The organism is Mesorhizobium sp. LNJC405B00 (assembly GCF_000502615.1).
Taxonomy (GTDB): domain Bacteria; phylum Pseudomonadota; class Alphaproteobacteria; order Rhizobiales; family Rhizobiaceae; genus Mesorhizobium.
The window spans coordinates 45866-68743 of the sequence record NZ_AYWC01000017.1 but is presented as its reverse complement, the minus strand read 5'-3'; the positions used below and the strand labels follow the sequence as shown (position 1 = coordinate 68743).

22 protein-coding genes, 1 tRNA gene, 1 pseudogene and 1 riboswitch are annotated in these 22878 nt (G+C 65.5%); of the genes and pseudogenes, 7 read left to right on the top strand and 17 right to left on the bottom strand.

The window, feature by feature from the left end; all coding sequences use genetic code 11:
* Nucleotides 1–3: 3 nt before the first annotated feature.
* Entirely contained in the window at nucleotides 4–1290 is a 1287-nt protein-coding gene (locus tag X756_RS140790; protein ID WP_023731250.1) for an efflux RND transporter periplasmic adaptor subunit, read from the bottom strand.
* A gap of 113 nt (nucleotides 1291–1403) precedes the next feature.
* Between X756_RS140790 and X756_RS140795 the strand changes: the two genes are divergently transcribed.
* The 3 genes from X756_RS140795 to X756_RS1000000168970 all read left to right on the top strand — a co-directional run bounded on the left by X756_RS140795 (nucleotide 1404) and on the right by X756_RS1000000168970 (nucleotide 2919).
* Entirely contained in the window at nucleotides 1404–2312 is a 909-nt protein-coding gene (locus X756_RS140795) for a PhzF family phenazine biosynthesis protein (RefSeq protein ID WP_023731249.1), read from the top strand.
* A gap of 346 nt (nucleotides 2313–2658) precedes the next feature.
* Nucleotides 2659–2734, top strand: a tRNA-Lys gene (locus tag X756_RS140800).
* A gap of 32 nt (nucleotides 2735–2766) precedes the next feature.
* Nucleotides 2767–2919, top strand: coding sequence for a hypothetical protein (locus X756_RS1000000168970; protein ID WP_023731248.1), 153 nt, complete (start codon nucleotides 2767–2769; stop codon nucleotides 2917–2919).
* Here the strand turns inward: X756_RS1000000168970 and X756_RS1000000168965 are convergent.
* From X756_RS1000000168965 to X756_RS140835, 8 genes are all read right to left on the bottom strand, one after another.
* Nucleotides 2912–3184, bottom strand: coding sequence for a hypothetical protein (locus X756_RS1000000168965; RefSeq protein ID WP_155923157.1), 273 nt, complete (start codon nucleotides 3182–3184; stop codon nucleotides 2912–2914). The genes X756_RS1000000168970 and X756_RS1000000168965 overlap by 8 nt on opposite strands.
* 250 nt (nucleotides 3185–3434) lie before the next feature.
* The gene (cobT, locus tag X756_RS140805) at nucleotides 3435–4445 is read right to left on the bottom strand and encodes a nicotinate-nucleotide--dimethylbenzimidazole phosphoribosyltransferase (protein WP_023731247.1); all 1011 of its coding nucleotides are present in this window, start codon (nucleotides 4443–4445) and stop codon (nucleotides 3435–3437) included.
* Nucleotides 4446–4469: 24 nt separating this feature from the next.
* Nucleotides 4470–5237, bottom strand: a complete 768-nt coding sequence (gene cobS / locus X756_RS140810) for an adenosylcobinamide-GDP ribazoletransferase (protein WP_031197669.1) — start codon at nucleotides 5235–5237, stop codon at nucleotides 4470–4472.
* Nucleotides 5234–6547, bottom strand: coding sequence for a cobyrinate a,c-diamide synthase (locus X756_RS140815; RefSeq protein WP_023731246.1), 1314 nt, complete (start codon nucleotides 6545–6547; stop codon nucleotides 5234–5236). Before X756_RS140815 ends, cobS begins: the two co-directional genes overlap by 4 nt.
* Nucleotides 6544–7350, bottom strand: a complete 807-nt coding sequence (gene cobA / locus X756_RS140820) for a uroporphyrinogen-III C-methyltransferase (RefSeq protein WP_023690939.1) — start codon at nucleotides 7348–7350, stop codon at nucleotides 6544–6546. Before cobA ends, X756_RS140815 begins: the two co-directional genes overlap by 4 nt.
* Nucleotides 7347–8111, bottom strand: a complete 765-nt coding sequence (gene cobM / locus X756_RS140825; protein ID WP_023690316.1) for a precorrin-4 C(11)-methyltransferase — start codon at nucleotides 8109–8111, stop codon at nucleotides 7347–7349. The genes cobA and cobM overlap by 4 nt, the downstream gene beginning before the upstream one ends.
* The gene (locus X756_RS140830; protein WP_023690940.1) at nucleotides 8108–8494 is read right to left on the bottom strand and encodes a cobalamin biosynthesis protein; all 387 of its coding nucleotides are present in this window, start codon (nucleotides 8492–8494) and stop codon (nucleotides 8108–8110) included. The genes cobM and X756_RS140830 overlap by 4 nt, the downstream gene beginning before the upstream one ends.
* Nucleotides 8491–9717: a bifunctional cobalt-precorrin-7 (C(5))-methyltransferase/cobalt-precorrin-6B (C(15))-methyltransferase gene (locus X756_RS140835; RefSeq protein ID WP_023731245.1), complete on the bottom strand. Its 1227-nt coding sequence runs from the start codon at nucleotides 9715–9717 to the stop codon at nucleotides 8491–8493. Before X756_RS140835 ends, X756_RS140830 begins: the two co-directional genes overlap by 4 nt.
* A gap of 208 nt (nucleotides 9718–9925) precedes the next feature.
* Here X756_RS140835 and X756_RS140840 point away from each other — a divergent pair, with 208 nt between their 5' ends.
* Complete coding sequence (locus X756_RS140840) at nucleotides 9926–10684, top strand: cobalt-precorrin-6A reductase (protein WP_032999619.1); 759 nt, start codon at nucleotides 9926–9928, stop codon at nucleotides 10682–10684.
* Here the strand turns inward: X756_RS140840 and X756_RS140845 are convergent.
* From X756_RS140845 to X756_RS140875, 8 genes and pseudogenes are all read right to left on the bottom strand, one after another.
* Nucleotides 10648–11412: a precorrin-3B C(17)-methyltransferase gene (locus tag X756_RS140845; protein WP_023731243.1), complete on the bottom strand. Its 765-nt coding sequence runs from the start codon at nucleotides 11410–11412 to the stop codon at nucleotides 10648–10650. The two genes, X756_RS140840 and X756_RS140845, sit on opposite strands and share 37 nt — an antisense overlap.
* On the bottom strand, nucleotides 11409–12182 hold the full coding sequence (locus X756_RS140850; RefSeq protein WP_031194705.1) for a precorrin-2 C(20)-methyltransferase: 774 nt from the start codon (nucleotides 12180–12182) through the stop codon (nucleotides 11409–11411). Before X756_RS140850 ends, X756_RS140845 begins: the two co-directional genes overlap by 4 nt.
* Nucleotides 12179–12887, bottom strand: a pseudogene (locus X756_RS01000000165985) (precorrin-8X methylmutase). Before X756_RS01000000165985 ends, X756_RS140850 begins: the two are co-directional and overlap by 4 nt.
* A gap of 2 nt (nucleotides 12888–12889) precedes the next feature.
* Nucleotides 12890–14353 (bottom strand): precorrin-3B synthase, encoded by a 1464-nt coding sequence (gene cobG / locus X756_RS140855; protein WP_023731241.1) that lies wholly within the window; start codon nucleotides 14351–14353, stop codon nucleotides 12890–12892.
* Nucleotides 14350–18024: a cobaltochelatase subunit CobN gene (gene cobN / locus X756_RS140860; protein ID WP_023731240.1), complete on the bottom strand. Its 3675-nt coding sequence runs from the start codon at nucleotides 18022–18024 to the stop codon at nucleotides 14350–14352. Before cobN ends, cobG begins: the two co-directional genes overlap by 4 nt.
* Before the next feature lie 18 nt (nucleotides 18025–18042).
* Complete coding sequence (gene cobW / locus X756_RS140865) at nucleotides 18043–19095, bottom strand: cobalamin biosynthesis protein CobW (RefSeq protein WP_023731239.1); 1053 nt, start codon at nucleotides 19093–19095, stop codon at nucleotides 18043–18045.
* Nucleotides 19096–19097: 2 nt separating this feature from the next.
* Nucleotides 19098–19526 (bottom strand): DUF1636 family protein, encoded by a 429-nt coding sequence (locus X756_RS140870; protein WP_023731238.1) that lies wholly within the window; start codon nucleotides 19524–19526, stop codon nucleotides 19098–19100.
* Nucleotides 19527–19563: 37 nt separating this feature from the next.
* Nucleotides 19564–19769: riboswitch (cobalamin riboswitch) on the bottom strand.
* A 29-nt stretch (nucleotides 19770–19798) separates the two neighbouring features.
* The gene (locus X756_RS140875) at nucleotides 19799–21001 is read right to left on the bottom strand and encodes a winged helix-turn-helix domain-containing protein (protein ID WP_023731237.1); all 1203 of its coding nucleotides are present in this window, start codon (nucleotides 20999–21001) and stop codon (nucleotides 19799–19801) included.
* 328 nt (nucleotides 21002–21329) lie between these two features.
* Between X756_RS140875 and X756_RS140880 the strand changes: the two genes are divergently transcribed.
* Genes X756_RS140880 through X756_RS140890 form a run of 3 tightly spaced genes read left to right on the top strand, consistent with a single transcriptional unit; the run spans nucleotide 21330 to nucleotide 22877 of the window.
* A complete protein-coding gene (locus tag X756_RS140880; RefSeq protein WP_023670825.1) occupies nucleotides 21330–21695 on the top strand; it encodes an NADH-quinone oxidoreductase subunit A in 366 nt (121 codons plus the stop codon).
* Complete coding sequence (locus X756_RS140885; protein ID WP_023670824.1) at nucleotides 21686–22267, top strand: NADH-quinone oxidoreductase subunit B; 582 nt, start codon at nucleotides 21686–21688, stop codon at nucleotides 22265–22267. Before X756_RS140880 ends, X756_RS140885 begins: the two co-directional genes overlap by 10 nt.
* Before the next feature lie 4 nt (nucleotides 22268–22271).
* Entirely contained in the window at nucleotides 22272–22877 is a 606-nt protein-coding gene (locus X756_RS140890; protein ID WP_023731236.1) for an NADH-quinone oxidoreductase subunit C, read from the top strand.
* The last annotated feature ends 1 nt before the right edge of the window (nucleotide 22878 follow it).

Genomic DNA, 22878 nt, shown 5'->3' with positions numbered 1-22878 from the left:
GCGTCAGCTCCGCAGCTGCGAGGTCGTGATAACCTCTGCACCTTCATCCAGCCCGGAGGTGATCTCGGTCAGTTCGCCGTCGGTGGAGCCGATCTTGACGTTGACCGGGTGCGGCCGGCCGTTCTCCAGCACATAGAGCGTGCGTGAGCCGTCGGTGGGCGCCTTCACCGGCTGGCGGCGGTTGCCGCCACGGCCCATGCGGCCGGTGAACAGATCGCTGAGGCTCCACGCGCGCGCGGCCTGCTGCGCCGGGCGGTAGCGGAAAGCGGTGGACGGCACGGTGAGCACGCTCTTGGCCTGCCTGGTGACGACCGAAACCGTGGCGGTCATGCCGGGCCGCAGCAAAAGCTCGTTATTGTCGACTTCCAACCGTGCATTGTAGGTGACGACGCCGTCGGTGGTGACCGAGGCGTAGGAGATGTCGCGGATCTCGGCGTCGAACGGCCGCTCCGGAAAGGCATCGACGGTGAAGCGTGCATGCTGGCCTGGTTTGACCGCGCCGATATCGGCCTCGTCGACCGCCGCCACCAATTCCATGTTCCTCAAATCGGCGGCGATGATGAACAGAACCGGCGCCTGCAGCGAGGAGGCGACCGTCTGGCCGGGGTCGACGGAACGCGTCAAGACGATGCCGTCGATCGGCGCATAGATGGTGCTCTTGGCAAGGTCGGTCTGCTGCGCCTTGAGATCGGCCTGGGCGATGGCGAGATTGGCCTGCGCACTATCGAGCGCCGCCTTGGAGCGGTCGCGCGTGGCAGTCGCCGCCTCGAGCGACTGATCGGTCGCCATGCCACGCCTGGTCAGTTCGGCCGCGCGGGTGAGGGCGCTTTCGTTCTCCTTCAGGGTTACCGTGGCGTCCTCGACATTGGCGGCAGCGGCCTTGGCCGAGGCTTCGGCTCGTTCGATCTGGACCTCAAGTTTCACCCTGTCGAGCGTCGCCAGCACATCGCCCTTCTTGACCTGCTGGTTCTCTTCGGCCGACACCGAGCGGATGATGCCGGACAGTTCGCTTGAAATGTCGACCTGGGTGAGGGGCTGCAGCGTGCCGGTCGCCGATACCGCGACGGTGAGGTCGGCAATGGTGGCCGGCGTTGTGGTGTAGTCGATCTTGGCCGGGGAGCCGGCATACCATTGGTAGCCGGCGAGGCCGCCGGCAAGTGCGATCAGCGCCAGCAGCGCGTAAAGCCAGCCACGGCGGCGCGTCTTGCGCACACCACTCTGGTCAAGTCCAAGCGCCGCCTCGATGGCGGAATCCGATTCCGTCTTTGGCAGATTGACAAGCTGGTCCACGCCGGACCCCTATGAAAGCGTAATGTCCCTATATGTGCACAGATCAGGCTTGGTGGTTCGAATATCAAATTAAATTTCGGCCATGTTCGGATTGAGGCGGAAGGTTTTCCAAGATGCAGACGCGCAATTACTTGCTTTACGATGTGTTCACGACGGAACGGCTGGCCGGCAATCCGCTGGCCGTCGTGCTCGACAGCCAGGGGCTGGATACAGCCGCCATGCAGGCCATTGCGCGCGAGTTCAACCTGTCCGAATCGGTCTTCGTGCTGCCGCCGGACAATCCAAAACATCGCAACCGCATCCGCATTTTCACGCCCGACTATGAGATGCCGTTCGCCGGACATCCGACAGTTGGCGCCGCGATCGCGCTGGCCGAACTGACAGGCGAGGGCGAAGCCGGCATCTTCGTGCTGGAGGAGAATATCGGCCCGGTGCGCTGCGCCGTCAGCCGGCACGATGGCGCCACCTTTGCCGAGTTCGACCTGGTGAAGCTGCCGGAGCCGCTGAAGCTCGATGCCGACCCGGAGGCGATCGGCGCCGCCCTCGGGCTGGCGCCGCACGAGATCGGCTTCGAGAATCACCTGGTGTCGTTCTGGTCGGCAGGCGTGCCTTACGTCACCATTCCGGTCGCCAATCTGGAGGCTGCCGGCCGGATCAAGCTCGACAACCAGGCCTGGTCGGAACTGGCGCCGCGCAAGAGCGAATGGGCCTTCGCCAGCCCGTACGTCTATTGCCGCCAGACGGTGAACCATGACAGCGCCTTCCATGTCCGCATGATCGTGCCGGGTACTCCCTCCTATGAGGACCCAGCGACCGGGTCGGCGGCGGCGGCCTTTGCCGCCGCCATCATGCAGTTCGATGGCCCGACCGACGGCATTTCGCAGCTGTGGATCGAGCAGGGGCTGGAGATGGGCCGCCCTTCGCGTATCCGGCTCGAACTCACTGTCGAGGGCGGAAAACTGGCCTCGGCGCGCATCGGCGGCCATGCGGTAAAGGTGGCGGAAGGCAAGCTGTTCGTTTGAGTGGCCCGTGGCTGAGATCGTCGCTGTCGGCGATCCTTCACGCCCCCCTCTGTCCTGCCGGACATCTCCCCCACGAGGGGGGAGATCGGATGTCGCATTGGCTTTCGCCAATCTCCAACGCCGAAAGACAGGCGAAACGGCAAGTCTGCCAATCTCCCCCCAAGTGGGGGAGATGCCCGGCAGGGCAGAGGGGGGCGCTGTCCCGCCGACGACTCTGGTTTTTGCTTCGCTGCAACACTCGAAACCGAAGCCCGGAGCGATTTGTCGGGAAATGATTCCGGCAGGGCTGGACAGGACCGGTATCGGCGGCTATATGCCCGCCAACGCCGGTTTTTGCCGGCCGAGTGGGTGCGTAGCTCAGTTGGTAGAGCAGCTGACTCTTAATCAGCGGGTCCACAGTTCAATCCTGTGCGCACCCACCAAATTTCTAGAAAAGTTGGTGGAAGACCTTTGAATGCCGGACGCGTTGACGCGCCTCGACATGCCTCAATCATGGGGCAGGTTTGCCTTAAACTCGGCGGCCGGTAAGCCGGTGCGCTATTTGGCGAAGGAGGGAAGGCCGCGCTGGATTAAGAAAGGCCCGGAAGCCGAAGCCGCCATCAATTAAAGCCAGTTTGAAACCACGGACTGGTGTCATACCCTAAGCGCGGATTATAATGATCCAGGAAGTTTTCGGCCCTATTTGACGGTCGCGCAACCACGGTGCCTGTCGATTTGCAATCCGGTTTCGCGGTCGGCTTGCTGCCAGCCTTCTTATGAGCTGTAGAACACGAGGTTGTAGCCTGAGCGGTGGCCACCTTTTTCTTCTCTTTCGCAACAGCTGCTCCGGTAACGGCCAATACTATTGCTACGCCAAAGACAACGAGTTTCATTGAAAACGCCCTCACCCTGCACAATCCGTAATGATTGCGCCTGGTCACCGTTACGTCAATCACATTTTGTCGGCAAGGGCGGCGAATAGTGCCAGTAAAAAGAGCCTACCACAGAAGCAGCGGGCCAACCCCCAGGTGGGGAATCTTTCAGCGGCCGTGCTGTTCGAGCCACCAGCCCGGAATGCCAGTGACCGGCCCGACGATGGTCAGTGAAGGTTCGGGCCGGCGCCCTCCCGTCAAATCGCTCTAGCTACTTCTCCGACACGCCAGCCTCGGCAAAACTCGCCATCCTCGCATGGCATTCCAGTGCCGAGCGGACGATGTTGACGGCGAGGCAGGCGCCGGAGCCTTCGCCGAGCCGCATGCCGAGGTCGAGCAGCGGCGGCAGGCCGAGCGCTTCGAGCAGGCGGCGGTGGCCGGATTCGGCCGAGACATGGGCGGCGATGGTGTGGGCGAGGCCTGAGGGGTGCAGTCGCGCCAGGGGCGCTGCCGCTGCCGTGCAGACGAAGCCGTCGAGCAGCACCGGGACGTTCTTGCAGCGGGCGGCGAGCGTGGCGCCGAAGATGGCGGCGAGTTCGCGGCCGCCAAGGGCGGCGGCGATCTTCAGCGGGTCGGACAGCGCGTCGGCGTGGCGCTTGAGGCCGGATTCAATGGCGGTGACCTTGCGCTTCAGCCCGGCATCGTCGACGCCGGTGCCGCGCCCGGTCCATTTTTCAGCGCCGCCGCCGAACAGGGCGGTCGAGATGGCGGCCGCCGGCGTGGTGTTGCCGATGCCCATCTCGCCGAAACAGACGAGGTCGAGGTCGTTCGTCACCGCGTCGTAGCCTGCCGAGACGGCGGCGAGGAAGGTTTTTTCGTCCATTGCCGGCACGTCAGTGAAGTCGCCGGTCGGATGATCGAGATCGAGCGGGATGACGTCGAGTTCCGCGCCGGCGATGCGGGCCAGCTGGTTGATGGCGGCGCCGCCGCCGGCGAAATTCGCCACCATCTGCACCGTCACTTCCGACGGGAAGGCCGACACGCCTTGCGCCGTCACACCGTGGTTGCCGGCGAACACGAAGACTTTGACGCGGTCGAGTTTCGGCATGTCGCGACCCTGCCAGCGCGCCAGCCAGGCGGCGAGAGTTTCCAGCCGGCCCAGGCTGCCTTGCGGCTTGGTCAGCGTGTCCTGGCGGCGGGCGACGGCGTTGGCGGCGGTATCGCTGCCGGCAGGCAGATCGAGACAGGCGGCGCGCAGTTCGTCGAATGATTTGAATGGCATGGGGAAGGAATCTCCGGGGAAGAATCAGGACAGGGAAACGGAAGCGACGAGCAGGACAGTGATCTCGCCCAGCTGCTGCAGGGCGCCGATCGTGTCACCGGTGTGGCCGCCGATCTGGTTGAGGGAGAGCGCGCGCAAGGCGCTGAACACGAGAGCGAGCAGGATCAGTGCGGCACAGGCGCCGCCGAGCCCCAGCGTCAGAAGGGGGATGGCGCCGAGCACGGCGCCGAGAACAGCTGTCTGGGCCGAGACGGTCCCGGCGCCGGCAGACAGGCCGTCACTGCGCGCCGCCGGCGCCAGATGCATGAACGCGCCGAGCAGGCCGCGCGATGCGGCGTGTGCGGCGATCAGCGCGAAGAGCACGCTTGTCGGATTGGCCAGTTGCGACAGCGCGCTCCAGCGGATGAGCATCGACAGGCCAAGAGCTGCTGCGCCATAGGCGCCGATGCGGCTGTCGCGCATGATCTCCAGTTTTTTATCGCGCGTCTTGCCGCCGCCAAAACCGTCGGCGACATCCGACAGCCCGTCCTCATGCAGGCAGCCCGTGGCGAGCAGGGTTGCTGCAAGCGCAAGGGCTGCTGCCGGGCCGGGGGCAAGGCCGAGCTGTACGCCCGCTGCGTAGACGACAGCACCAACCACAGCGATGGCGAGGCCGGCGACAGGCGCCGCCCAGATCGCATCGGCCAGGCTGCGGCCACGAAAGTCGAAGACCGGCAGCGGCAGCCGGGTGAAGAAGACGAGGCAAAGCGCGACGTCCTCGAGCGCTTGCCGGGGCGAGGGCACGGCGGTCATGCACTCCTCGCAATGGCATGAAAGAAGGTGCCGCTGACATGGCCGCGCCGGTAGCCGGAGGCGCCGAGTGGATTGCCCTGGCCATCGGCTAGGTCGGCCAGCGGCTCGTCATTGCCGGTCGCAATCATCTGCGCATAGTGGAATTCATGGCCACGGATCAGCGCGCCTTGCGGCCCCAGCTGACAGGCGACGCGCAGGCGTGCCTCGCGGTAGCCGAGGTTCATCTTGCGCTTGGCAAAGCTGGTGGAATGGCCGAGCAGGCCAAGCATGGCGTGCGTCTCGCCGGCCGCGTCCTCCAGCGCTTCGCCCAGCACCATGAAGCCGCCGCACTCGCCATGGATCGGCTTGGTCTCGGCAAACCTGGCCATGCCAGCTCGGAAATTGGTCGCCGCCGCGAGGCTGCCGGAGTGGAGCTCGGGATAGCCGCCGGGCAGCCAGCAGACATCGCAATTCTGCACCGGTGCTTCGTCGGCTAGCGGCGAGAACGGCACGATCTCGGCGCCGGCCTGACGCCAGTGGGCGGCGACGTGCGGATAGAGGAAGGTGAAGGCGGCGTCTTCGGCGAGCGCGATTCGTTGGCCGGGCGGCTGCAAGGCATGTTCGAAACTGCCTGATGCCGGCGAAAACGGCGCGGCCAGCGCCATGATGGCGTCAAGGTCGAGGGATTTCTCGACCATGTCGGCGAGGCGGTCGAGATGCGTCATCAGGTCGGCATATTCGCCGGCCTGGACGAGGCCGAGATGGCGCTCCGGCAAATTGAGCGTGGGATCGCGCAGGATGGCGCCGACGACCGGCAGGCCGAGCGTTTCGATCGCCTCGCTGCACAGCTTGCGGTGGCGCTCGCTGCCGAGACGGTTGAGCACGATTCCGGCCATGCGCACATCCGGGTCGTAGGTGGCAAAACCCTTGGCGACGGCGGCCGCCGTCGTCGACTGTCCCGAGACGTCGAGCACCAAAAGCACCGGCAGGTGGTAGAGCCGCGCCAGATCGGCGGCCGAGCCGGTGCGGCCTTGTCCGGCCGGGATGCCGTCGAACAGGCCCATCGCGCTTTCGAGGAAGATAAAATCGGCATCCTCGGTGGCATTGCCGGCCAACGCGTTGAGCAGGTCAGGCGACATCGCCCAGCTGTCCAGGTTGACGCCGGACAGACCGGTTGCGGCGGTATGAAAACCCGGATCGATATAGTCGGGGCCGGACTTGGCGCCGCGCACCTTGATGCCGCGCCGGGCGAGCGCGCGCAAAATGCCGATGGTGACGCTGGTCTTGCCGGAGCCGGAACGCGGCGCGCCGATGATGATGGCGCGGGTCATGCGTTACCCGCCAGTGCTGCGCGCATGGCGACGATGCCGCCGACGACAATGAGGGCCGGCGAGGCCAATTCCGCCGCGGCGGCCGCTTCGGAAATGGTGGCGAGTGTCGCGACGACGGTCCGCTCCTGCGGTGTCGTCGCCGAAACGATGACAGCCGCCGGCGTCGACGGCGCCAGCCCGCCTTCGAGCAGCGACGCGGCGATAACAGGCAGATTGGCCATGCCCATATAGATGACCACCGGCTGGCCGGTGCGGGCGATCGCGCCCCAGTCGAGATCGTCATCTGTGCCGGCGGCATGACCTGTCGCCAGGATGATCGCCTTGTTGATGCCGCGCATGGTTGCGGGAATGCCGGTGGCGGCCAGCGCGCTCAGCCCCGATGTCAGGCCGGGCAGGACGCGGAACGGGATTTTTTCGCGCGCCAGCGCCAGCGCCTCTTCGCCGCCACGGCCGAAAATATAGGGATCGCCGCCCTTCAGCCGGACGACGCGGCGGCCCTCGCGTGCCAGCCGCACCAGCAAAGCGGTGATATCGTCCTGCCTCATGGACGGTTTGCCGCCGCGTTTTCCTGCAAAGAACAGCTGGGCATTGTCCGCAACGGCGACAACGTCAGAGGAGACCAGCGCGTCATAGACCACGGCGTCGGCCTCGGCCAATGCCGCCAGCACTTCCAGCGTCAGGCAGCCGGGATCGCCCGGGCCGGCGCCGGCCAGCCAGACATGGCCCGGCTCAAGCCGGCGCGGCTTGAAGTTCAGCCGGGCAAGGGCCTGTTCGAGCGTGGTGTTTTCGCTTTTACCGCTCACAATCCGTCCCGTCCGCGAAAACGCCGCTGATAGTGGGCGTCGTACAATGAACTCTCGCCAAAACCTTCCGCTGCCAGCGAGCGGCCGACGAAGATGATCGCCGTGCGCTCCATCGGGTCGGCGGCGAGCAGTGCCTCGATCGTGGCGAGCGTGCCGGTCAGCACGCGCTCGTCCGGCCATGAAGCGCGAAAGACGATCGCCACCGGGCAATCGCCGCCATAATGCGGCGACAATTCGGCGACGACTCGGTCGATGGCGTGGATGGCGAGATGAATGGCCAGCGTCGCGCCGGTGCGGCCGAAGCCGGCCAGCGTTTCGCCCGGCGGCATTTTCGAGGCGCGGCCCGAGACGCGGGTCAGCACCAGACTCTGCGCCACCTCGGGAATGGTCAGTTCGCGGCGAAGGGCTGCGGCTGCGGCGGCGAAAGAGGGAACGCCCGGCGTCAGCGTGTAAGGAATGCCGTGTTTTTCCAGCCGGCGGATCTGCTCGGCCACGGCGCTCCACACCGAGAGGTCGCCGGAATGCAGGCGGGCGACATCGTGGCCGGCCTGGTGGGCTGTCACATATTCGACCTCGATTTCGTCGAGTGACATCGGCGCCGTATCGATCAGTTTGGTCCCCGGTGCGCAGTGTTGCAGCAATTCCGGCGCGACGATCGAGCCGGCATGCAGACAGACCGGGCAGCTTGCCAGCAGCTTGGCGCCGCGCAGTGTGATGAGGTCGGCGGCGCCGGGACCGGCGCCGATGAAATGCACCGTCATGGCGCGTCTCCGCTGATGGCGATGGCGCAGGTGACCGGGCCGAGCACGGTGCGTGGACCAAGCAGCTTTGCACCGGGGCCGGCAACGGCAAGGGCGGAGGCTTCTGAGACGGAGGGTGTGCCGGCGAGATCCTGCGAGAGATCGGATTTGCTGAGTGCCTCCGACGAGACGGCCTGAAGTGCTGCGTCATCAACGATGATGACGGGAAGGTTGAGCGTGCGGCCAGCGGCAGAGATCGCTTCTTCGTCTTTCTTGAGCGCGGCGGTCGCCAAGGCCGACAGCGCCGTTATCGCCAGCCCGTGCGCTTCGAGGGCGGTTTCGATCGCCGCGAGCACGTCTTCGACGCTCACGCCCTTCCGGCTGCCGATGCCCGCCACCATCATGGCTTCACCCAGCTCCACTGGGTGACCGGCATGGCCGGGCGCCAGGCCTGCATCGAACCGACAGGAGAAGCGCGGGAAATGGTGATGCGGGTAAGGTCGCCGCCGCGCTTGATGTGCTCCGCGAGAAGCAGCGCCTCCATCTCCAGCGTCACCGCATTGGCAACGAGACGGCCACGGGATGGCAGCGCCTTGATGGCGGCGTTCAGTACGCCGGCGTCGCTGCCACCTCCGCCGATGAAGATCGCATCCGGCGTGTCCAGCCCGGCCAGTGCCTTGGGCGCCGACCCTTCCACCACGACAAGACCGGGCACGCCGCAATGCGCGGCGTTGCGGACGATGCGGGCGGCGCGGTCGCTGTTGGCCTCGATGGCGATGGCGCGCGTCGAGGGGTGAGCGAGCATCCATTCGATGCCGATGGAGCCGGAACCGGCGCCGATGTCCCACAGCAATTCGCCACGCCTCGGCGCCAGCGCCGCAAGCGTGATGGCGCGGATGTCGTGCTTGGTGATCTGGCCGTCGTGCTCGAACAGATGGTCGGCGCGGCCAACGGTCAGCGGCAGGATGCGGGCCTCTTGTGTCGATTCAAGCTCAAGCGCCAGCACGTTGAGCGGATTGATGTCTCTGAGATCGAAAGCGTCGGCACGTGCCGAGCGAAGCTTCTCGTTCGGTCCGCCCAGCGCTTCCAGAACGGTCAGCCGCGAACCGCCGAAGTCGAGCTCTACGAGCAGGCGCGCTATTGTCGCTGGTGCGTCGCCGTCCGATGTCAGCGCCAGGATGCGCGCCCTGGGATGCAGCAGCGGCCGGATCAGATCGAGTGGGCGGCCATGCAGCGAGATCGTCTCGATGTCCTGCAACGCCCAGCCGAGCCGGGCGGCAGCCAGCGAAATCGCCGATGGCGCGGGGATGACATGCATCTCTTCAGGCTTGACCTTGCGGGCAAGGGTGGCGCCGACCCCGTGGAAGAATGGATCACCGGAGGCGAGCACGCAGACGCGCCGGCCGGCCAGCGCCAGCACGTCTGCCATGCCGGCATCGAATGGCACCGGCCATGGGCGCTGCTCACCCTTGATGAGCGAAGCCACCAGCGCCAGATGCCGCTTGCCGCCGAAGACGGTCTCGGCGTCAGCGATCTGCCGCTTGGCCTCGTCGCCGAGACCCGCTAAACCGTCCTCGCCGATGCCGATGATTGTAAGCCATTTTGGCGTGGGCTGTTTTTTTGACATGTCGCGCCGCCCCTCATCCGCCTGAGGCGTTCGTCGTTCGAAAAGTCAAGCAATTGACTTTTCGTCTGCCAGCCAGACCACTCCTCACCTCCCCGTGTAGTGACGGGGAGAAGGGAGACGCTCCGGCGCTGACGCCTCCCTCTCCCCGTTCTTCACGGGGAGAGGGTAGGGGTGAGGGGCAGCGCCGACGCTGTTCAACATGGTGCTCATGAAGAAGATTCTGATCCTTGGCGGCACGACAGAAGCGCGCCAATTGGCCGAAAAACTGGTGGAAGATTTCCGTGTCACCTTGTCGCTGGCCGGCCGCACCGAAAGCCCGGTCGCGCAAGGCGTGCCGGTGCGCAGCGGCGGATTTGGCGGCGCCGACGGGCTGGCCGCCTATCTCAGGGAGGCGGGCATCGACCTGCTGATCGACGCCACGCATCCCTATGCCGCGCGAATTTCCGCCAATGCGGCGCAAGCCGCGCGCCTGACCGGCGTGCCGATCCTTGCTTTGCGCCGCCCCGGCTGGGAGCCTGTCGATGGCGACCGCTGGACGCATGTCGATACGACAGGCGATGCGGTGCACGCGCTTGGATCGACGCCGCGCCGCGCCTTCCTGGCGCTCGGCCGGCAGGAGGTTGCGGCTTTCGAGGCGGCGCCGCAGCATCATTACCTTGTTCGCAGCGTCGATCCGGTCGAGCCGAAACTGGCGGTGCTGGATGCGGCCTACCTGCTGGCGCGCGGGCCGTTCCGCGAGCCGGATGAACACGCACTGCTCGAGGAGCACCGCATCGATGTCGTCGTATCCAAGAACAGCGGCGGCGAGGCCACCTACGGCAAGATCGCCGCGGCGCGGGCGCTTAGCATCGAAGTGGTCATGGTGCGCAGGCCCTTCCTGCCGGAGGTGCCGTCGGCCGAAACTGTCGAAGCATTGGCCGCGATGATCGATCATGGTCTCGACCCCGTCGCGGAGCGCGGCGTGTAGACCAGCGCCGGTTTGTCGCCGCGCTTGATGATCCGTGTTTCCGGCGAACCGATGATGATGCAGGTCGCCATGTCGGCTTTTTGCGCGTCGACATCGGCCAGCAAAAAGACCTCGATGCGCTCGTCCGGGCGGCCGGCGGCGCGGCCGAAGATGACCGGCGTGGTGCCGGGCAGGATGGCGCGCAGGCATTCGAAGGCGCGGCCGAGCTGCCAAGGGCGCGCCTTGCTGATCGGATTGTAGAGCGCGATGACGAAGCCGGCGCCGGCCGCCGCCAAAAGGCGCAGCTCGATCAGATCCCACGGTTTGAGATTGTCGGACAGCGAGATGGCGCAGAAATCATGGCCGAGTGGCGCGCCGATGCGGGCGGCAACCGCCAACATGGCGGTGACGCCGGGCACGACAGTGACATCGACGGTTCGCCATTCGGCCGGGCCGGCCTCGATCGCCTCACAGACCGCGGCGGCCATGGCAAAGACGCCGGGATCGCCGCCGGAAACGACGGCGACGTCATGGCCCTCGGCAGCCCTGACCAGCGCGTCCTTGGAGCGGGCGAGTTCCTCGCGATTGTCCGAGGCGACGCGGGTTTGGTCGGTGCGAAGATCAAGCCGGTCGAGATAAGGTTTGTAGCCATAGAAGAATTTTGCCTGCGCCACGGCCCGGCTCGCCTCCGGCGTCACCTGATCGGCATTGCCTGGCCCAAGGCCGATGACGGTGAGCCGGCCGCTCATGGCTTGGCTTCCATAACGCCAGGCCGGCCGGACCAGCCGGCGACCAGCACGATGGCGAAATAAGGCGCCTTGTCGTCCGGCTTGTCGGCAAGCTTCATCGAGATGCTACCGGCCATGGTGCCGCGCTCGACATAGACGGCGCGGGCGAGCTTGCCGGTGGCCTCCAGCGCCCGCCTGATCTTGGGCAGGTTGCGGCCGACCTTCATGATGACGGCGGCATCGGTGTCGGCGAGACGGCGTGTCAGTTCGAATTCGCTCATCGTGCCGGGCAAAACCGTCAGCACATCGTCGCCCTGGACGATCGGCACGCCGGTCTGCGACCAGCAGCCCGACATGGCGGTGACGCCGGGGATGACTTCGGTCGGGAAGCGATGGGCGAGGCGGACATGCAGGTGCATGTAGGAGCCGTAGAACAGCGGGTCGCCTTCGGAGAGCACGGCGACCATGCGGCCGGCTTCGAGGTGTTCGGCGACCTTCTCGGCCGACTCCTCGTAGAAATCGGTGATCTGCGAACGGTAGTCGTCGTGATCCTTGTCGATCTCGGTGGTGACGGGATAGAGAAGCGGCAGTTCCAGCATATCCGGCCGGAAACGCGCCTCGACGATGGCGCGCGCGTTGCTGTTGTTGCCGCGCTTGGCGAAATAGGCAACGACATCGGCCTCGGCCAGGACGCGCGCGGCTTTCAGCGTCAAGAGTTCGGGATCGCCGGGACCGGTGCCGACGCCGACGAGGCGGCCTTTTGCCAGATCTTCTTTGACAGCTGCGTTCACAGGCCGGGCCTCGCCAGCGAATTGAGCGCGGCTGCAGTCATGGCGCTGCCGCCAAGCCTGCCGCGCACGATGGCGTAGGGTACGCCATAGGAATTCTCGGCCAGCGCATCCTTGGATTCGGCGGCACCGACGAAGCCGACCGGCATGCCGATGATGGCGGCCGGTTTCGGCGCGCCATCGCGCAGCTTTTCCAGGAGATAGAAGAGCGCTGTCGGCGCATTGCCGATGGCCACGACCGAACCGGCCATGCGTTCGCCCCAGAGGTCGATCGCGGCGGCCGAGCGGGTGTTGCCGATCTGCTTGGCGATGTCGTGCGTGCGCGGGTCGCGCAAGGTGCAGATCACCTCATTGCCGGCCGGCAGCCTGGCGCGGGTGACGCCATGCGAGACCATTTCGGCATCGCAGAAGATCGGTGCGCCGGCCGCCAAAGCGCTGCGGGCGGCGGCGACGAAANCCATGCGAGACCATTTCGGCATCGCAGAAGATCGGTGCGCCGGCCGCCAAAGCGCTGCGGGCGGCGGCGACGAAATCGCTGGAGAAGACAAAATGACTTGATGCTTCGACCTGGCCGCAGGCATGGATCATGCGGATGGCAACGTCGGCCTCGGCCTCGGAAAAGCGGGACAAATCTGCCTCGGCGCGGATGATGGCAAAAGAGCGCTCATAGATGGCGTTGCCGTCATGGATGTAATAGTAGGCGGCCATGCTTATTCCTGTCGGTAGCTTTCGGCGATTGCCGCCGGCCCGAGCCTTGTCAGGCAAGCGGCGGCGGTTTCGCCCTGAAATCGTGCGCTGCGGATCATCGCCGCGACGCGACTGACGCCGCGTGCGGCGTCATAGCCCGGCCTGTAGCCCGCAGGAAGGGCCTTTGCCGTCGCGTTCACGACAAGTCCGGCTCCGTTTTCGCCGCCGACCAATGTCAGCGCCGCCGGACCGGGGTGCGCGCAGCCCTTGGCGCAGCCGGAAATGTGCAGTGTGAAGTCGAGACTATCGGTCATTTCGGCGGCGATTGTCTCGGCAATATCGCGCGTGGCGATTTGTCCGGATGCGCAGGCAGGAGTGCCGGGGCAGGCGGCGATGCGGGTGCGCGGGTCGGCGGCGATGGTGACGAAGCCGAGGGCGGCGGCGGTGGCTCGCAGGGGGTGGTTTGCGGACGACGGTTGGCCGAGGAACAGCAAGGCGCGGCCGGGGGCGAGGCGGATTTCGGCGACGCCGAGGGACAGGGCGCTTTGGGCGAGGGCGATGAGTTTTTCGGCCGGCATGCTGCCATAGGGGAGGGCTATGCCGAGAGCGGTGGTGTCGTTGGATAAGGGGAAAAGACCGATAGGCCGGCGATCCTGCACACCCCCCTCTGTCCTGCCGGACATCTCCCCCTCAAGGGGGGAGATTGCGTCTTCGTGGGCGATTTCGCCAATTTTCAGCGTGGAAAGTGGAGAGCCGCCGGCGACCCTGCTGATCTCCCCCGTTGAGGGGGAGATGTCCGGCAGGACAGAGGGGGGCGCGAAGGAATGCCAGCTTGCGAGAGAGGCCAATTGCCTCTCCGACAAATCCCGAGGATGTGCGTCACGCCCCTTCTCGGCAACCATCCTCAGCACAGCAACCGCAATATCGCGCGCTGCATCCTCATCGGCCGTCGCAAGCGGCCTCGCGCTTTGACCGTCGCCGGCAACAGACAAAGCCCACATAACGTTGCCGCCCACCCGCACCGCCTTCAGCCTGACATCGGCCGTCACCGCATCCATCGTCAACTGCCCGCCGCCGTCGACAACCACCGAAACCTTCGGTCCCAGCCTTGCCGTCAGCCCAGCCTCCTCAACCGCCATCCTGATCCGCTCAGCCAAAGCTCGCGGATCGGCAATCTCCCGCGGATCGATGCCGGCCAGCGGCCCGGTCTCGACCGGCACGCCGGTGCGCACGGCGATGCCCAGCGCATCCACCTCCGCCGCCAGCAGCGCTGCGCTTTCCGCCGTCAGCCCGCGTATCTGCAGGCTGCCGCGCGCGGTCACTTCCATGATGCCGTTGCCGCGCTTCAAGGCGGATTCGCAGAGTCCGATCAGCGACTTGGGGGAAAGCCCTCCAGCAACCGGGTTGAGCCGCACCAGCAGGCCATCGCCGGTCTGCATCGGCGCTGACAGAGCCGGGCAGGCGCCGCGCCTTGAAAAGGCGTTCATGCCGCAACCCCGAGCGCCTCGGCCTCGGCGATCAGCGCCGCGAGATCGTCGTCGACCGAGTTGCGCAAGGGATGCCAGAGACCGCGCCGGCGCGCCGACAGGAAGCGCTCGGCGATGACTTTGGCAGCGGCCGGATTTTCACGCAGGATGAAGGCGCGGACATCGGGATCGCCGACATAGGCGTCATGCACGGCCTCGATCAACGCGCCCGAAATGGCGTGCGTGGTTTCGGCAAAGCCGATGAGGCGGTCGACGGTTTCGGCAAACTCGGAAGCGCCGCGCGGACCATGCCGCATCTGGCCGGCTATAAAGCGCGCATTAACGGCGCGGGCGCGCACCACGCGCGACACAGCCTCGCCGACCGAGCGCGGCTTGGGCTTCTGCGGATCCGTGGTGTCGAGCACGATCACGTCGGCATTGCGGCCCAGTGCCGCCAGCGCCGCCGAAAAACCGCCGATGAAAGCGACGTCGGCGGAGCCTTCAAGTATATCGCGGCCGGGGTCGTCACCGGTGTGGACGAGAAGATCGGCCTCGGCGACGCGGGTCTCGAAGGCACCGGGGGAAGCGATGCCTTCGCTCTTGGCGCCGCCATAGGCATGCGACGTCGCATCGAGATAGGCGCGGCCGATTTCTTCGCGCCCGACCCAGTCGCCGCTGGACAGCAGGTCCTCGACGCCGGCGCCGTAGGTGCCGGGCGAGGTGCCGAAGATGCGCGGGCCGATCTTGCCATCGGCGCGGGTTCTGGCGGCGAGCGGGTTTTCCGAATCGTCCTCGTCACGCGCGGCAACGGCGTTGGCGGCGGCGTCGATCAGCGCGATCTGGGTCGGGAACATGTCGCGGAACAGACCCGAAATCCGCCAGGTGACATCGACGCGCGGGCGACCGAGCGTGGCCGGCGGCAGCACTTCGATGCCGGTGATGCGGCCGGTGGCCGAATCCCATTGCGGCCGGCAGCCCATCAGCGCCAGGCCTTGCGCGATCTCCTCGCCGCCGGTGCGCAGCGAGGCCGAGCCCCAGAGGTCGATGACCAGCGAGCGCGGCCAGTCGCCATGCGACTGCATATAGCCGCGCACGACTTCTTCTGCCGCCGCCTTTCCCAGATCGTAGGCGGTCGGCGTCGGCATGGTGCGCGGGTCGGAGGTGAACAGGTTGCGGCCGGTGGGCAGCACGTCGGAGCGGCCACGCGCCGGTGCGCCCGCCGGACCCGCCTTGATGTGACGGCCGTCGAGCGCGGCAAGAAGTGCTGCCTTCTCGGCTTCGGCACTTTGCCGGCGCACGGCGTCGGGTTCGTCGTCGGGCGCGCGGCCGTAAATGTGCAGGCCGTCCTTGATGGCGAAATCCTTGAGGTCGCAGAGCCAGGCATCGATGCGGCGCAGCGCCTCGTCGGGCGCATCGGTTTGGGCGACACCTGCTTCGGAGGCGAGGCCGTTCTTTTGCGCGGTGTCGACGATCAGCTTGGCCAGACGATCGCGGCGGCGGCGGTCGAGGCCGTCGGCCTGGGCATATTCGTCGACGAGGCGTTCGAGCCTGTGCTGCCCTTCGTCGAGGCCGGCACCGGTCAGCGGCGGCGGCAGATGGCCAAGCGTGACGGCGGCGATACGCCGCTTCGCCTGCGCCGCTTCGCCGGGATTGGAGACGATGAAGGGGTAAATGACGGGCAACGAGCCGGTGACGATCTCGGGGAAGCAGTTTTGTGAGAGCGCTACCGTCTTGCCGGGCAGCCATTCCAGCGTGCCATGAGCGCCGACATGGATGAGAGCATGGATGCGGAGCGATTTGCGCAGCCACAGGCCGAAGGCGATGAGGTTGTGGCGGGGAGGGAGCGTCGGGTCGTGGTAATCGGCGCGGCGGTGGGCCGAGCGGCCACGGTCGGGGGCGAGAGCGACAGTGATGTTGCCGAAGGTGGCGGCGCGGAAGGGGAAGCCGCTCTTACCCTCCCCCTTGTGGGGAGGGTGGCCCGCAGGGCCGGGTTGGGGTGGTGCACCGCTACCCCCACCCCGTTTCGCGCCATCCGCTTCGCGAATGTCGCGAACCGACCCTCCCCACAAGGGGGAGGGTGAAGGGGCGCCCCATGCCGCCTCGACTGCAGCCAGTGCGTCAGCCGGCAAATCCTTTGAGAAGTCCAGATACTCCTCCAACCCCAGCCCATCGCCTCTCCGCTCCAACGGGTCCAGCAACTCACGCGGCGTTTGCGGAATCCCTTCAACGCGATAGCCCTGCTCCTTCAGGTCATGCAGCATGGCCAGCACGCTGGACGGCACATCCAGGCCCACTGCATAGCCAGTGCGGCCGGGCGCGCTCGGATAGTCCGGAATGAGGATCGCCAACTTACGCGTCGCGCGGGGCGTCTGCTGCAGCTTGATGAACGCCGCGACACGCTCCGCCACTTGCGCCACGCGATCCGGTTCCGGCCGGTTTGCAAAGGCGCGGTGGCCGAGTGCCGGGTCGGTTTCGCTCTCGCCCTTGAAGGAAATCGCGCCGGCCAGGATGCGGCCGTCGAGTTCGGGCAGCACGACATGCATGGCAAGGTCGGCGGGCGCCAGGCCGCGCTGGTTGTTGTCCCAGACGTCGCGGCGGGTGGTGGCGACGATGACCTGGAAGACAGGCACGCCGGCGCGGTCGAACAGGGTTTCGACGCCGGGTTCGGCGCCGGAAGCGAAGGCGGTTGCGGTGATGATGGCGGCGGGGTTGAGTGCGGCCAGCGCGGTTCCGACGAAGGCCAGGGAGGTCGGGTCTTTGAGGCTGGAGACGAAGATCGGGACCGGTCTCATGCCGCGTTGGCGCAGTGCATCAAAAAGCGCATCGATTGGCGCGACATCGGCGGCCAGCAGCATTGAGCGGTAGAAGAGGATGGGGATGATGGGAGAGTTGATGTTGTCTGCGCCGAGTTCCCGCCCACCCCCCTCTGTCCTGCCGGACATCTCCCCCGGAAGGGGGGAGATTGTGCTCTCATAAATGTTTTCGCCAATCGCAGACCTTGCGGAGATCTCCAAAGGAGCAGGAGAGGAGCCGCCTTTGGTGACGGCTGATCTCCCCCCTTGCGGGGGAGATGTCCGGCAGGACAGAGGGGGGTGTGAAGGAACGCCGACATCGGCCAAATCCAACTTGCCTACGACGCCGCGGCCTGGCTCGTAGTAGCCAGCTTTCGGCACGCTGACCGGCTCAGCCGCCGCCACATCGGACCCAGCCAACCCCGCTAGCCGCTGCATCAGTGCTGCCATATTCTCCGGTCCGCCCTCGCGGAAATAGCCAAGCAGGCCGTCCAACTCCTCGCGCGGCAGCGTCGAGGCTTCGATCAGCCTGAAATCCTCGTCGTGGCTTTCACCCGGCAGCAGTGCCAGCTTGATGCCGTTCGCACGGGCAGTCGCGGCAAGCTGGTCGCAGCCATAGCGCCACCAGTCGTAGCCGCCGAGGATGCGCACCAAAATCACCTTGGCGTGGCGGGCGACGCTGTCGATCCAGAGGTCCACGGACATGGGATGGCGCAGGTCGCGCAGCGCCGCCAGCCGCATCGACGGCAGGCGGACGGCATCGGCCTTCCAGGCCGCCGCGAGGCCGGCGAGGTCGCTGTCGGTGAAGGACAGCACCACGATATCCGCCGGCGTCTGCCCGAGATCGACGGGCTCGGCGAGATCGTCGAGCGAGGCGGAGGTCGTGGTGAGTATGTGCATCGCGGCTCGTGCCTGAGATCAGCCGGCGAGTATACGCTCGATCGCCGGGCGGTTCAGCCCCTTCAGGCCAATGACGACGAGACGCGAGCGGCGATCGTCTTCGGTCGTCCAGGCGCGGTCATAATAATGGTTGACGCGTCGGCCGACGGCCTGCAGCAAAAGCCGCATCGGCTTGCCGCCGACATCGACGAAGCCTTTCACGCGCAGAACATTCTCTTCCTCGGCCACCGTAGCGACGCGCCTGGCCAGTTCGTCCGGATTGGTGATCGAGGGGATGTCGACGATGAAGGTGTCGAAATCGTCATGCTCGTGGTCGAAGGCGCCGTCATGGTGCGACTTGCGGTTCTCGATGTCGTCTTCGACGGCGAGACCGAGGCCAAGCAGCACCGACGGGTCGACCTTGCCATGCGCGGTCGGCACGATTTTTACCGCGCGGGCGGAATGCTCATTGATGATGGTGTTGGCGCGGGCCGAACCGGCTGAATCCATCAAATCGCTCTTCGACAGGATGATCAAATCGGCGCAGGCGATCTGGTCTTCGAAGACTTCTTCGACGGGGTCGTCATGGTCGAGCGTCTCGTCCTGGACACGCTGCGCCTGAAGCGCGTCCATGTCGTTGGCGACGCGTCCCTCGGCCAGCGCCGGGCCGTCTACCACGGCGATGACACCGTCGACCGTCACCCGGCTCTTCACGCTCGGCCACTGGAACGCCTGGACCAGCGGCTTGGGCAGAGCGAGGCCCGAGGTCTCGATCAGGATGTGGTCGACCCTCGGCGTCAGTGCGAGGATTTTGTCGAGGGCGGGCACGAAATCGTCGGCGACTGTACAGCAGATGCAGCCATTGGCCAGTTCGACGATGTTTTCCTCGGGGCAAGTGTCGATGCCGCACCCTTTGAGAATCTCGCCGTCGATGCCGATGTCGCCGAACTCGTTGACGATGATGGCAATGCGCTTGCCCCCGGCGTTTTCCAGGAGATGGCGGACCAGCGTCGTCTTGCCGGCGCCGAGAAAGCCGGTGACGACGGTGCAGGGAACACGGGAGAGATTGCCGGTCGGGTTTGAAACGTTCATCGTCAGTCCTTCAGCATATCGAGGGGTGGGATGCGGGCAACGAGGCCGCGCTTGAGGCTATCGGGCCGGCCGCGCCACGGGATGAGACCGTCGGTCGAAGTCGCGAAGAGCTTTGCGCCGGTGACGAGATCGGCGCCGCTGGTTGCGGCCAGATCGCCGAAGACATAGCTCCAGCAGCCATCACGCAGGATCGCGGCGCTGAGGCGGCGCTTGCAATTGCCGAGACATTCGGCGGTGCGGACGCGGATGTTGTCATCGGCTGCGGCGAGGCGCGTGTCGTCGGCCAGCAGTTCGCCGGCGCGGGGGTGAGCGTCTGAGCCGGTTTCATCGCGGCATGAGGCGCAGACGATGACGGTCACGCCAGCCAACGCGTCGCTATTGGCAGACGAAACATCCGCTGTGCCAGCCGAAAAACTGCTGTTCTGGTCCAAAAACCGTGCTCCTTGCCCGGAAACCCGCCAGGCGATCGGATACTTTGTCTCAGACGGCAGGTCTCCTGGCTCGCGGGTCATCGCCTTGGTTAGCCGCCTTCCCGGTGTTACCCAGTGGCTTTCGGCCTTGGCTCTTCGCTTACAGTTGCGGGGACAGCCGCGGATTTGGGATTTTCGTCCCGCACCGCATTCCCTCTTGGCCCTTGCCGTTGCGGGCAGGGGACCGTCTGGAGCGGATTTAGGCTGTTGCGGGGAGTTGTGTCAACGCACTGCTACGACATGGCGATGTCGACCAGGGGTTTCCCCAGATTGCCGGCCGGCGCCACTTCGATGCGCTCAAGGCCAAGCCAGCCCTGCATCTGCTTCAATTCCTCGAACAGCTCTGCGGCAGTTTCCGGCGGTGCGCCTGCTTCGGCGTAGGCGGCGTGGACGCGTAAGACACTCGCAGGCCGGTCGGCCTTGAGATCGACGCGGGCGACGATCCGGTCGCCGAGCAGGAAGGGCAGCACGTAGTAGCCATATTGGCGCTTTTCGGCCGGCGTGTAGATCTCGATGCGGTAGTGGAAATCGAACAGGCGCTCGGTGCGCGAGCGCTCGAAGACCACCGGATCGAAGGGCGCCAGTAGCGCGCGGGCCTCGATCTTTCGCGGCAGACGGGCGTCCTTATAGAGGTAAGCCGGCTTGTCCCAGCCTTCGACGCGCACCGGCAGCAGTTCGCCCAACTCGACCAGTTCCTCCAGCCGGCCCTTCATATCGGCCGGCGACAGGCGGAAATAGTCGCGCAGGTCACCCGACGTCGCGATGCCGTGGGCGCGGGCGGAAATGCGCAGCAATTCGCGGTGCGCGTCCTCGGCCGCCGGCACCGGCAGGTCGAGGATCGCCTGCGGCAGCACGCGCTCGGGCAGGTCGTAGAAACGCTCGAAGCCACGGCGGTGCGCCGTGGTGATGCGTCCGGCCCAGAAGAGCCATTCGAAGGCGTGCTTGGCGTGGCTCCAGCCCCACCAGCCGCCCGAACCTTTCTGGCCCTCCAGTGCCGAAGCGGCAATCGGGCCGCGCTCGGCGACCGCGCGGTAGATCTCTTCGATATAGGCGGCGTGCTCGCGGCCCCATTTGGCGAGGCCCAGATACATTTCGTCGCCGCTTTCAGCGCGCTGCATGCGCCAGCGCATCAGTGGGTAGGTCTCGAACGGCAGGAACGAGGCCTCATGCGCCCAGTACTCGAACACGGTGCGCTTGCGGGTGATTGCGGCATTGTCGAGCAGGGTGAGCGGGTAGGGGCCAAGGCGCGAATAGAGCGGCATATAGTGGGCGCGCACCACGGCGCTGACGGAATCGATCTGCAGCAGGCCGGTGCGCGACAGCACGCGGGCGAGGTGGCGGCGATCGGGCGTGCCGACCGGGCGGGGATCGAGAAATCCTTGCGCGGCGAGCGCGATGCGCCTGGCCGTCGGGAGTGAGATATTGTCCTTCGTCAAAGTGTCTTGCCTCGAACCATTTTTCCCGACTTTAGCCGGCGATTCCGGTCATGCTAGCAGGCAAATGGCGGGAGATGTGTCAGGAGACAAAAGTGGAGTGAAAGATGAAGGAAATCAAACAGGAGGAGATCGGACCAGTTTTTCCCGGCCTGCCGTCCAGCACTGTCTTTTGAACAAGGTTTGACTTGCTTCGCTGAAAGCCCTGCGCTAACCCTCGCCGCGTTGCAGCAAAGGCACCTAAAACGGTTCAGCGGTTAAACTGTCGCGCTTCCGCATTAGGGTTGGTTGCTGTAATCAAAGTGGATTGGCCGCCAACGGAAAGCCGAGCATGAACGTACTCCTCAGTTCATACCTGCCCATCGTCCTCTTCATCGCCGTGGCCGCAGTTGTAGGCTTGGCGCTTATCATCGCGCCGTTCCTGGTGGCTTATCGCAATCCCGATCCGGAGAAGCTTTCCGCCTACGAGTGCGGGTTCAACTCGTTCGACGATGCCCGGATGAAATTCGACATCCGCTTCTACCTGGTGTCGATCCTGTTCATCATCTTCGATCTGGAAGTGGCCTTCCTGTTTCCGTGGGCGGTGTCGTTCTCGAAGATCGGCATGCTCGGTTTCTGGTCGATGATGGTGTTTTTGGCGGTGCTGACCATCGGCTTTGCCTATGAATGGAAAAAAGGAGCGCTGGAATGGGATTGAACGACAGTTCCGGAACGCTCGTCGCGCCGAAGCCCAAAGGCCTGATCGACCCCAATACCGGACGTCCGGTCGGTTCCGACGATCCGTTCTTCCTCGAGATCAACAATGAACTGGCCGACAAGGGTTTTCTGGTCACCTCGACCGAGGCGCTGATCACCTGGGCACGCAGCGGCTCGCTGATGTTCATGACCTTCGGTCTCGCCTGCTGTGCCGTCGAGATGATCCACACCTCGATGCCGCGCTATGATTCTGAAAGGTTTGGCGTGGCTCCTCGCGCGTCGCCGCGCCAGTCCGACATCATGATCGTGGCGGGAACGCTGACCAACAAGATGGCCCCGGCTTTGCGCAAGGTCTACGACCAGATGCCGGAGCCGCGCTACGTCATCTCGATGGGCTCCTGCGCCAATGGCGGCGGCTATTATCACTATTCCTATTCGGTGGTGCGCGGCTGCGACCGCATCGTGCCGGTCGACATCTATGTGCCCGGCTGCCCGCCAAGCGCCGAAGCGCTGCTCTACGGCATTCTTCTCCTGCAGAAGAAGATCCGCCGCACCGGCACGATCGAACGGTAGACCCATGGCCGCATCCCTGAGCGAACTGTCGACCTATCTCGGCGAAAAGCTGCCGGGCCGCGTCACCGATGCAGTGCTTGCCTATGGCGAACTGACGATCTCGGTTGCTACAGACAATCTGATCGAGGTGACAAGCTTCCTGCGTGACGATTCGGGCTGCCAGTTCATTTCGATCATCGATATCTGCGGCGCCGACTACCCGTCGCGCGTCAAGCGTTTCGATGTCGTCTATCATCTGCTGTCGCCGAAGCAGAATTTGCGCATCCGCATCAAGGTGCAGGCCGACGAAGAGACGCTGGTGCCGTCGCTCACCGCTGTCTATCCCGGCGCCGACTGGTATGAGCGCGAAGCCTACGATCTCTATGGCGTGCTGTTCTCCGGCCATCCGGACCTGCGCCGTATCCTCACGGATTACGGCTTCGAGGGCCATCCCCTGCGCAAGGACTTCCCGCTGACAGGTTTCGTCGAGGTGCGCTACGACGACGAAGCCAAGCGCGTGATCTACGAGCCGGTGGAATTGAAGCAGGAATTCCGCAATTTCGATTTTCTTTCGCCATGGGAAGGGACGGATTACGTCCTGCCTGGGGACGAAAAAGCCAAGACGAATTGAG

What these genes read in the sequence shown, in the direction of transcription:
- X756_RS140890 (WP_023731236.1), top strand. Translation starts at nt 22,272, where the DNA reads ATGGCCGCATCCCTGAGCGAACTGTCGACCTATCTCGGCGAAAAGCTG.
- X756_RS140880 (WP_023670825.1), top strand. Translation starts at nt 21,330, where the DNA reads ATGAACGTACTCCTCAGTTCATACCTGCCCATCGTCCTCTTCATCGCC.
- X756_RS140815 (WP_023731246.1), bottom strand. Translation starts at nt 6,547, where the DNA reads ATGACCCGCGCCATCATCATCGGCGCGCCGCGTTCCGGCTCCGGCAAG.
- X756_RS140845 (WP_023731243.1), bottom strand. Translation starts at nt 11,412, where the DNA reads ATGAGCGGCCGGCTCACCGTCATCGGCCTTGGGCCAGGCAATGCCGAT.
- X756_RS140830 (WP_023690940.1), bottom strand. Translation starts at nt 8,494, where the DNA reads ATGATGGTGGCGGGCATCGGCAGCCGGAAGGGCGTGAGCGTCGAAGAC.
- cobS (WP_031197669.1), bottom strand. Translation starts at nt 5,237, where the DNA reads ATGACCGCCGTGCCCTCGCCCCGGCAAGCGCTCGAGGACGTCGCGCTT.
- X756_RS140835 (WP_023731245.1), bottom strand. Translation starts at nt 9,717, where the DNA reads ATGTCAAAAAAACAGCCCACGCCAAAATGGCTTACAATCATCGGCATC.
- X756_RS1000000168965 (WP_155923157.1), bottom strand. Translation starts at nt 3,184, where the DNA reads ATGAAACTCGTTGTCTTTGGCGTAGCAATAGTATTGGCCGTTACCGGA.
- X756_RS140840 (WP_032999619.1), top strand. Translation starts at nt 9,926, where the DNA reads ATGAAGAAGATTCTGATCCTTGGCGGCACGACAGAAGCGCGCCAATTG.
- cobG (WP_023731241.1), bottom strand. Translation starts at nt 14,353, where the DNA reads ATGAACGCCTTTTCAAGGCGCGGCGCCTGCCCGGCTCTGTCAGCGCCG.
- cobN (WP_023731240.1), bottom strand. Translation starts at nt 18,024, where the DNA reads ATGCACATACTCACCACGACCTCCGCCTCGCTCGACGATCTCGCCGAG.
- X756_RS1000000168970 (WP_023731248.1), top strand. Translation starts at nt 2,767, where the DNA reads ATGCCGGACGCGTTGACGCGCCTCGACATGCCTCAATCATGGGGCAGG.
- X756_RS140795 (WP_023731249.1), top strand. Translation starts at nt 1,404, where the DNA reads ATGCAGACGCGCAATTACTTGCTTTACGATGTGTTCACGACGGAACGG.
- X756_RS140885 (WP_023670824.1), top strand. Translation starts at nt 21,686, where the DNA reads ATGGGATTGAACGACAGTTCCGGAACGCTCGTCGCGCCGAAGCCCAAA.
- cobT (WP_023731247.1), bottom strand. Translation starts at nt 4,445, where the DNA reads ATGCCATTCAAATCATTCGACGAACTGCGCGCCGCCTGTCTCGATCTG.
- cobW (WP_023731239.1), bottom strand. Translation starts at nt 19,095, where the DNA reads ATGAACGTTTCAAACCCGACCGGCAATCTCTCCCGTGTTCCCTGCACC.
- cobM (WP_023690316.1), bottom strand. Translation starts at nt 8,111, where the DNA reads ATGACGGTGCATTTCATCGGCGCCGGTCCCGGCGCCGCCGACCTCATC.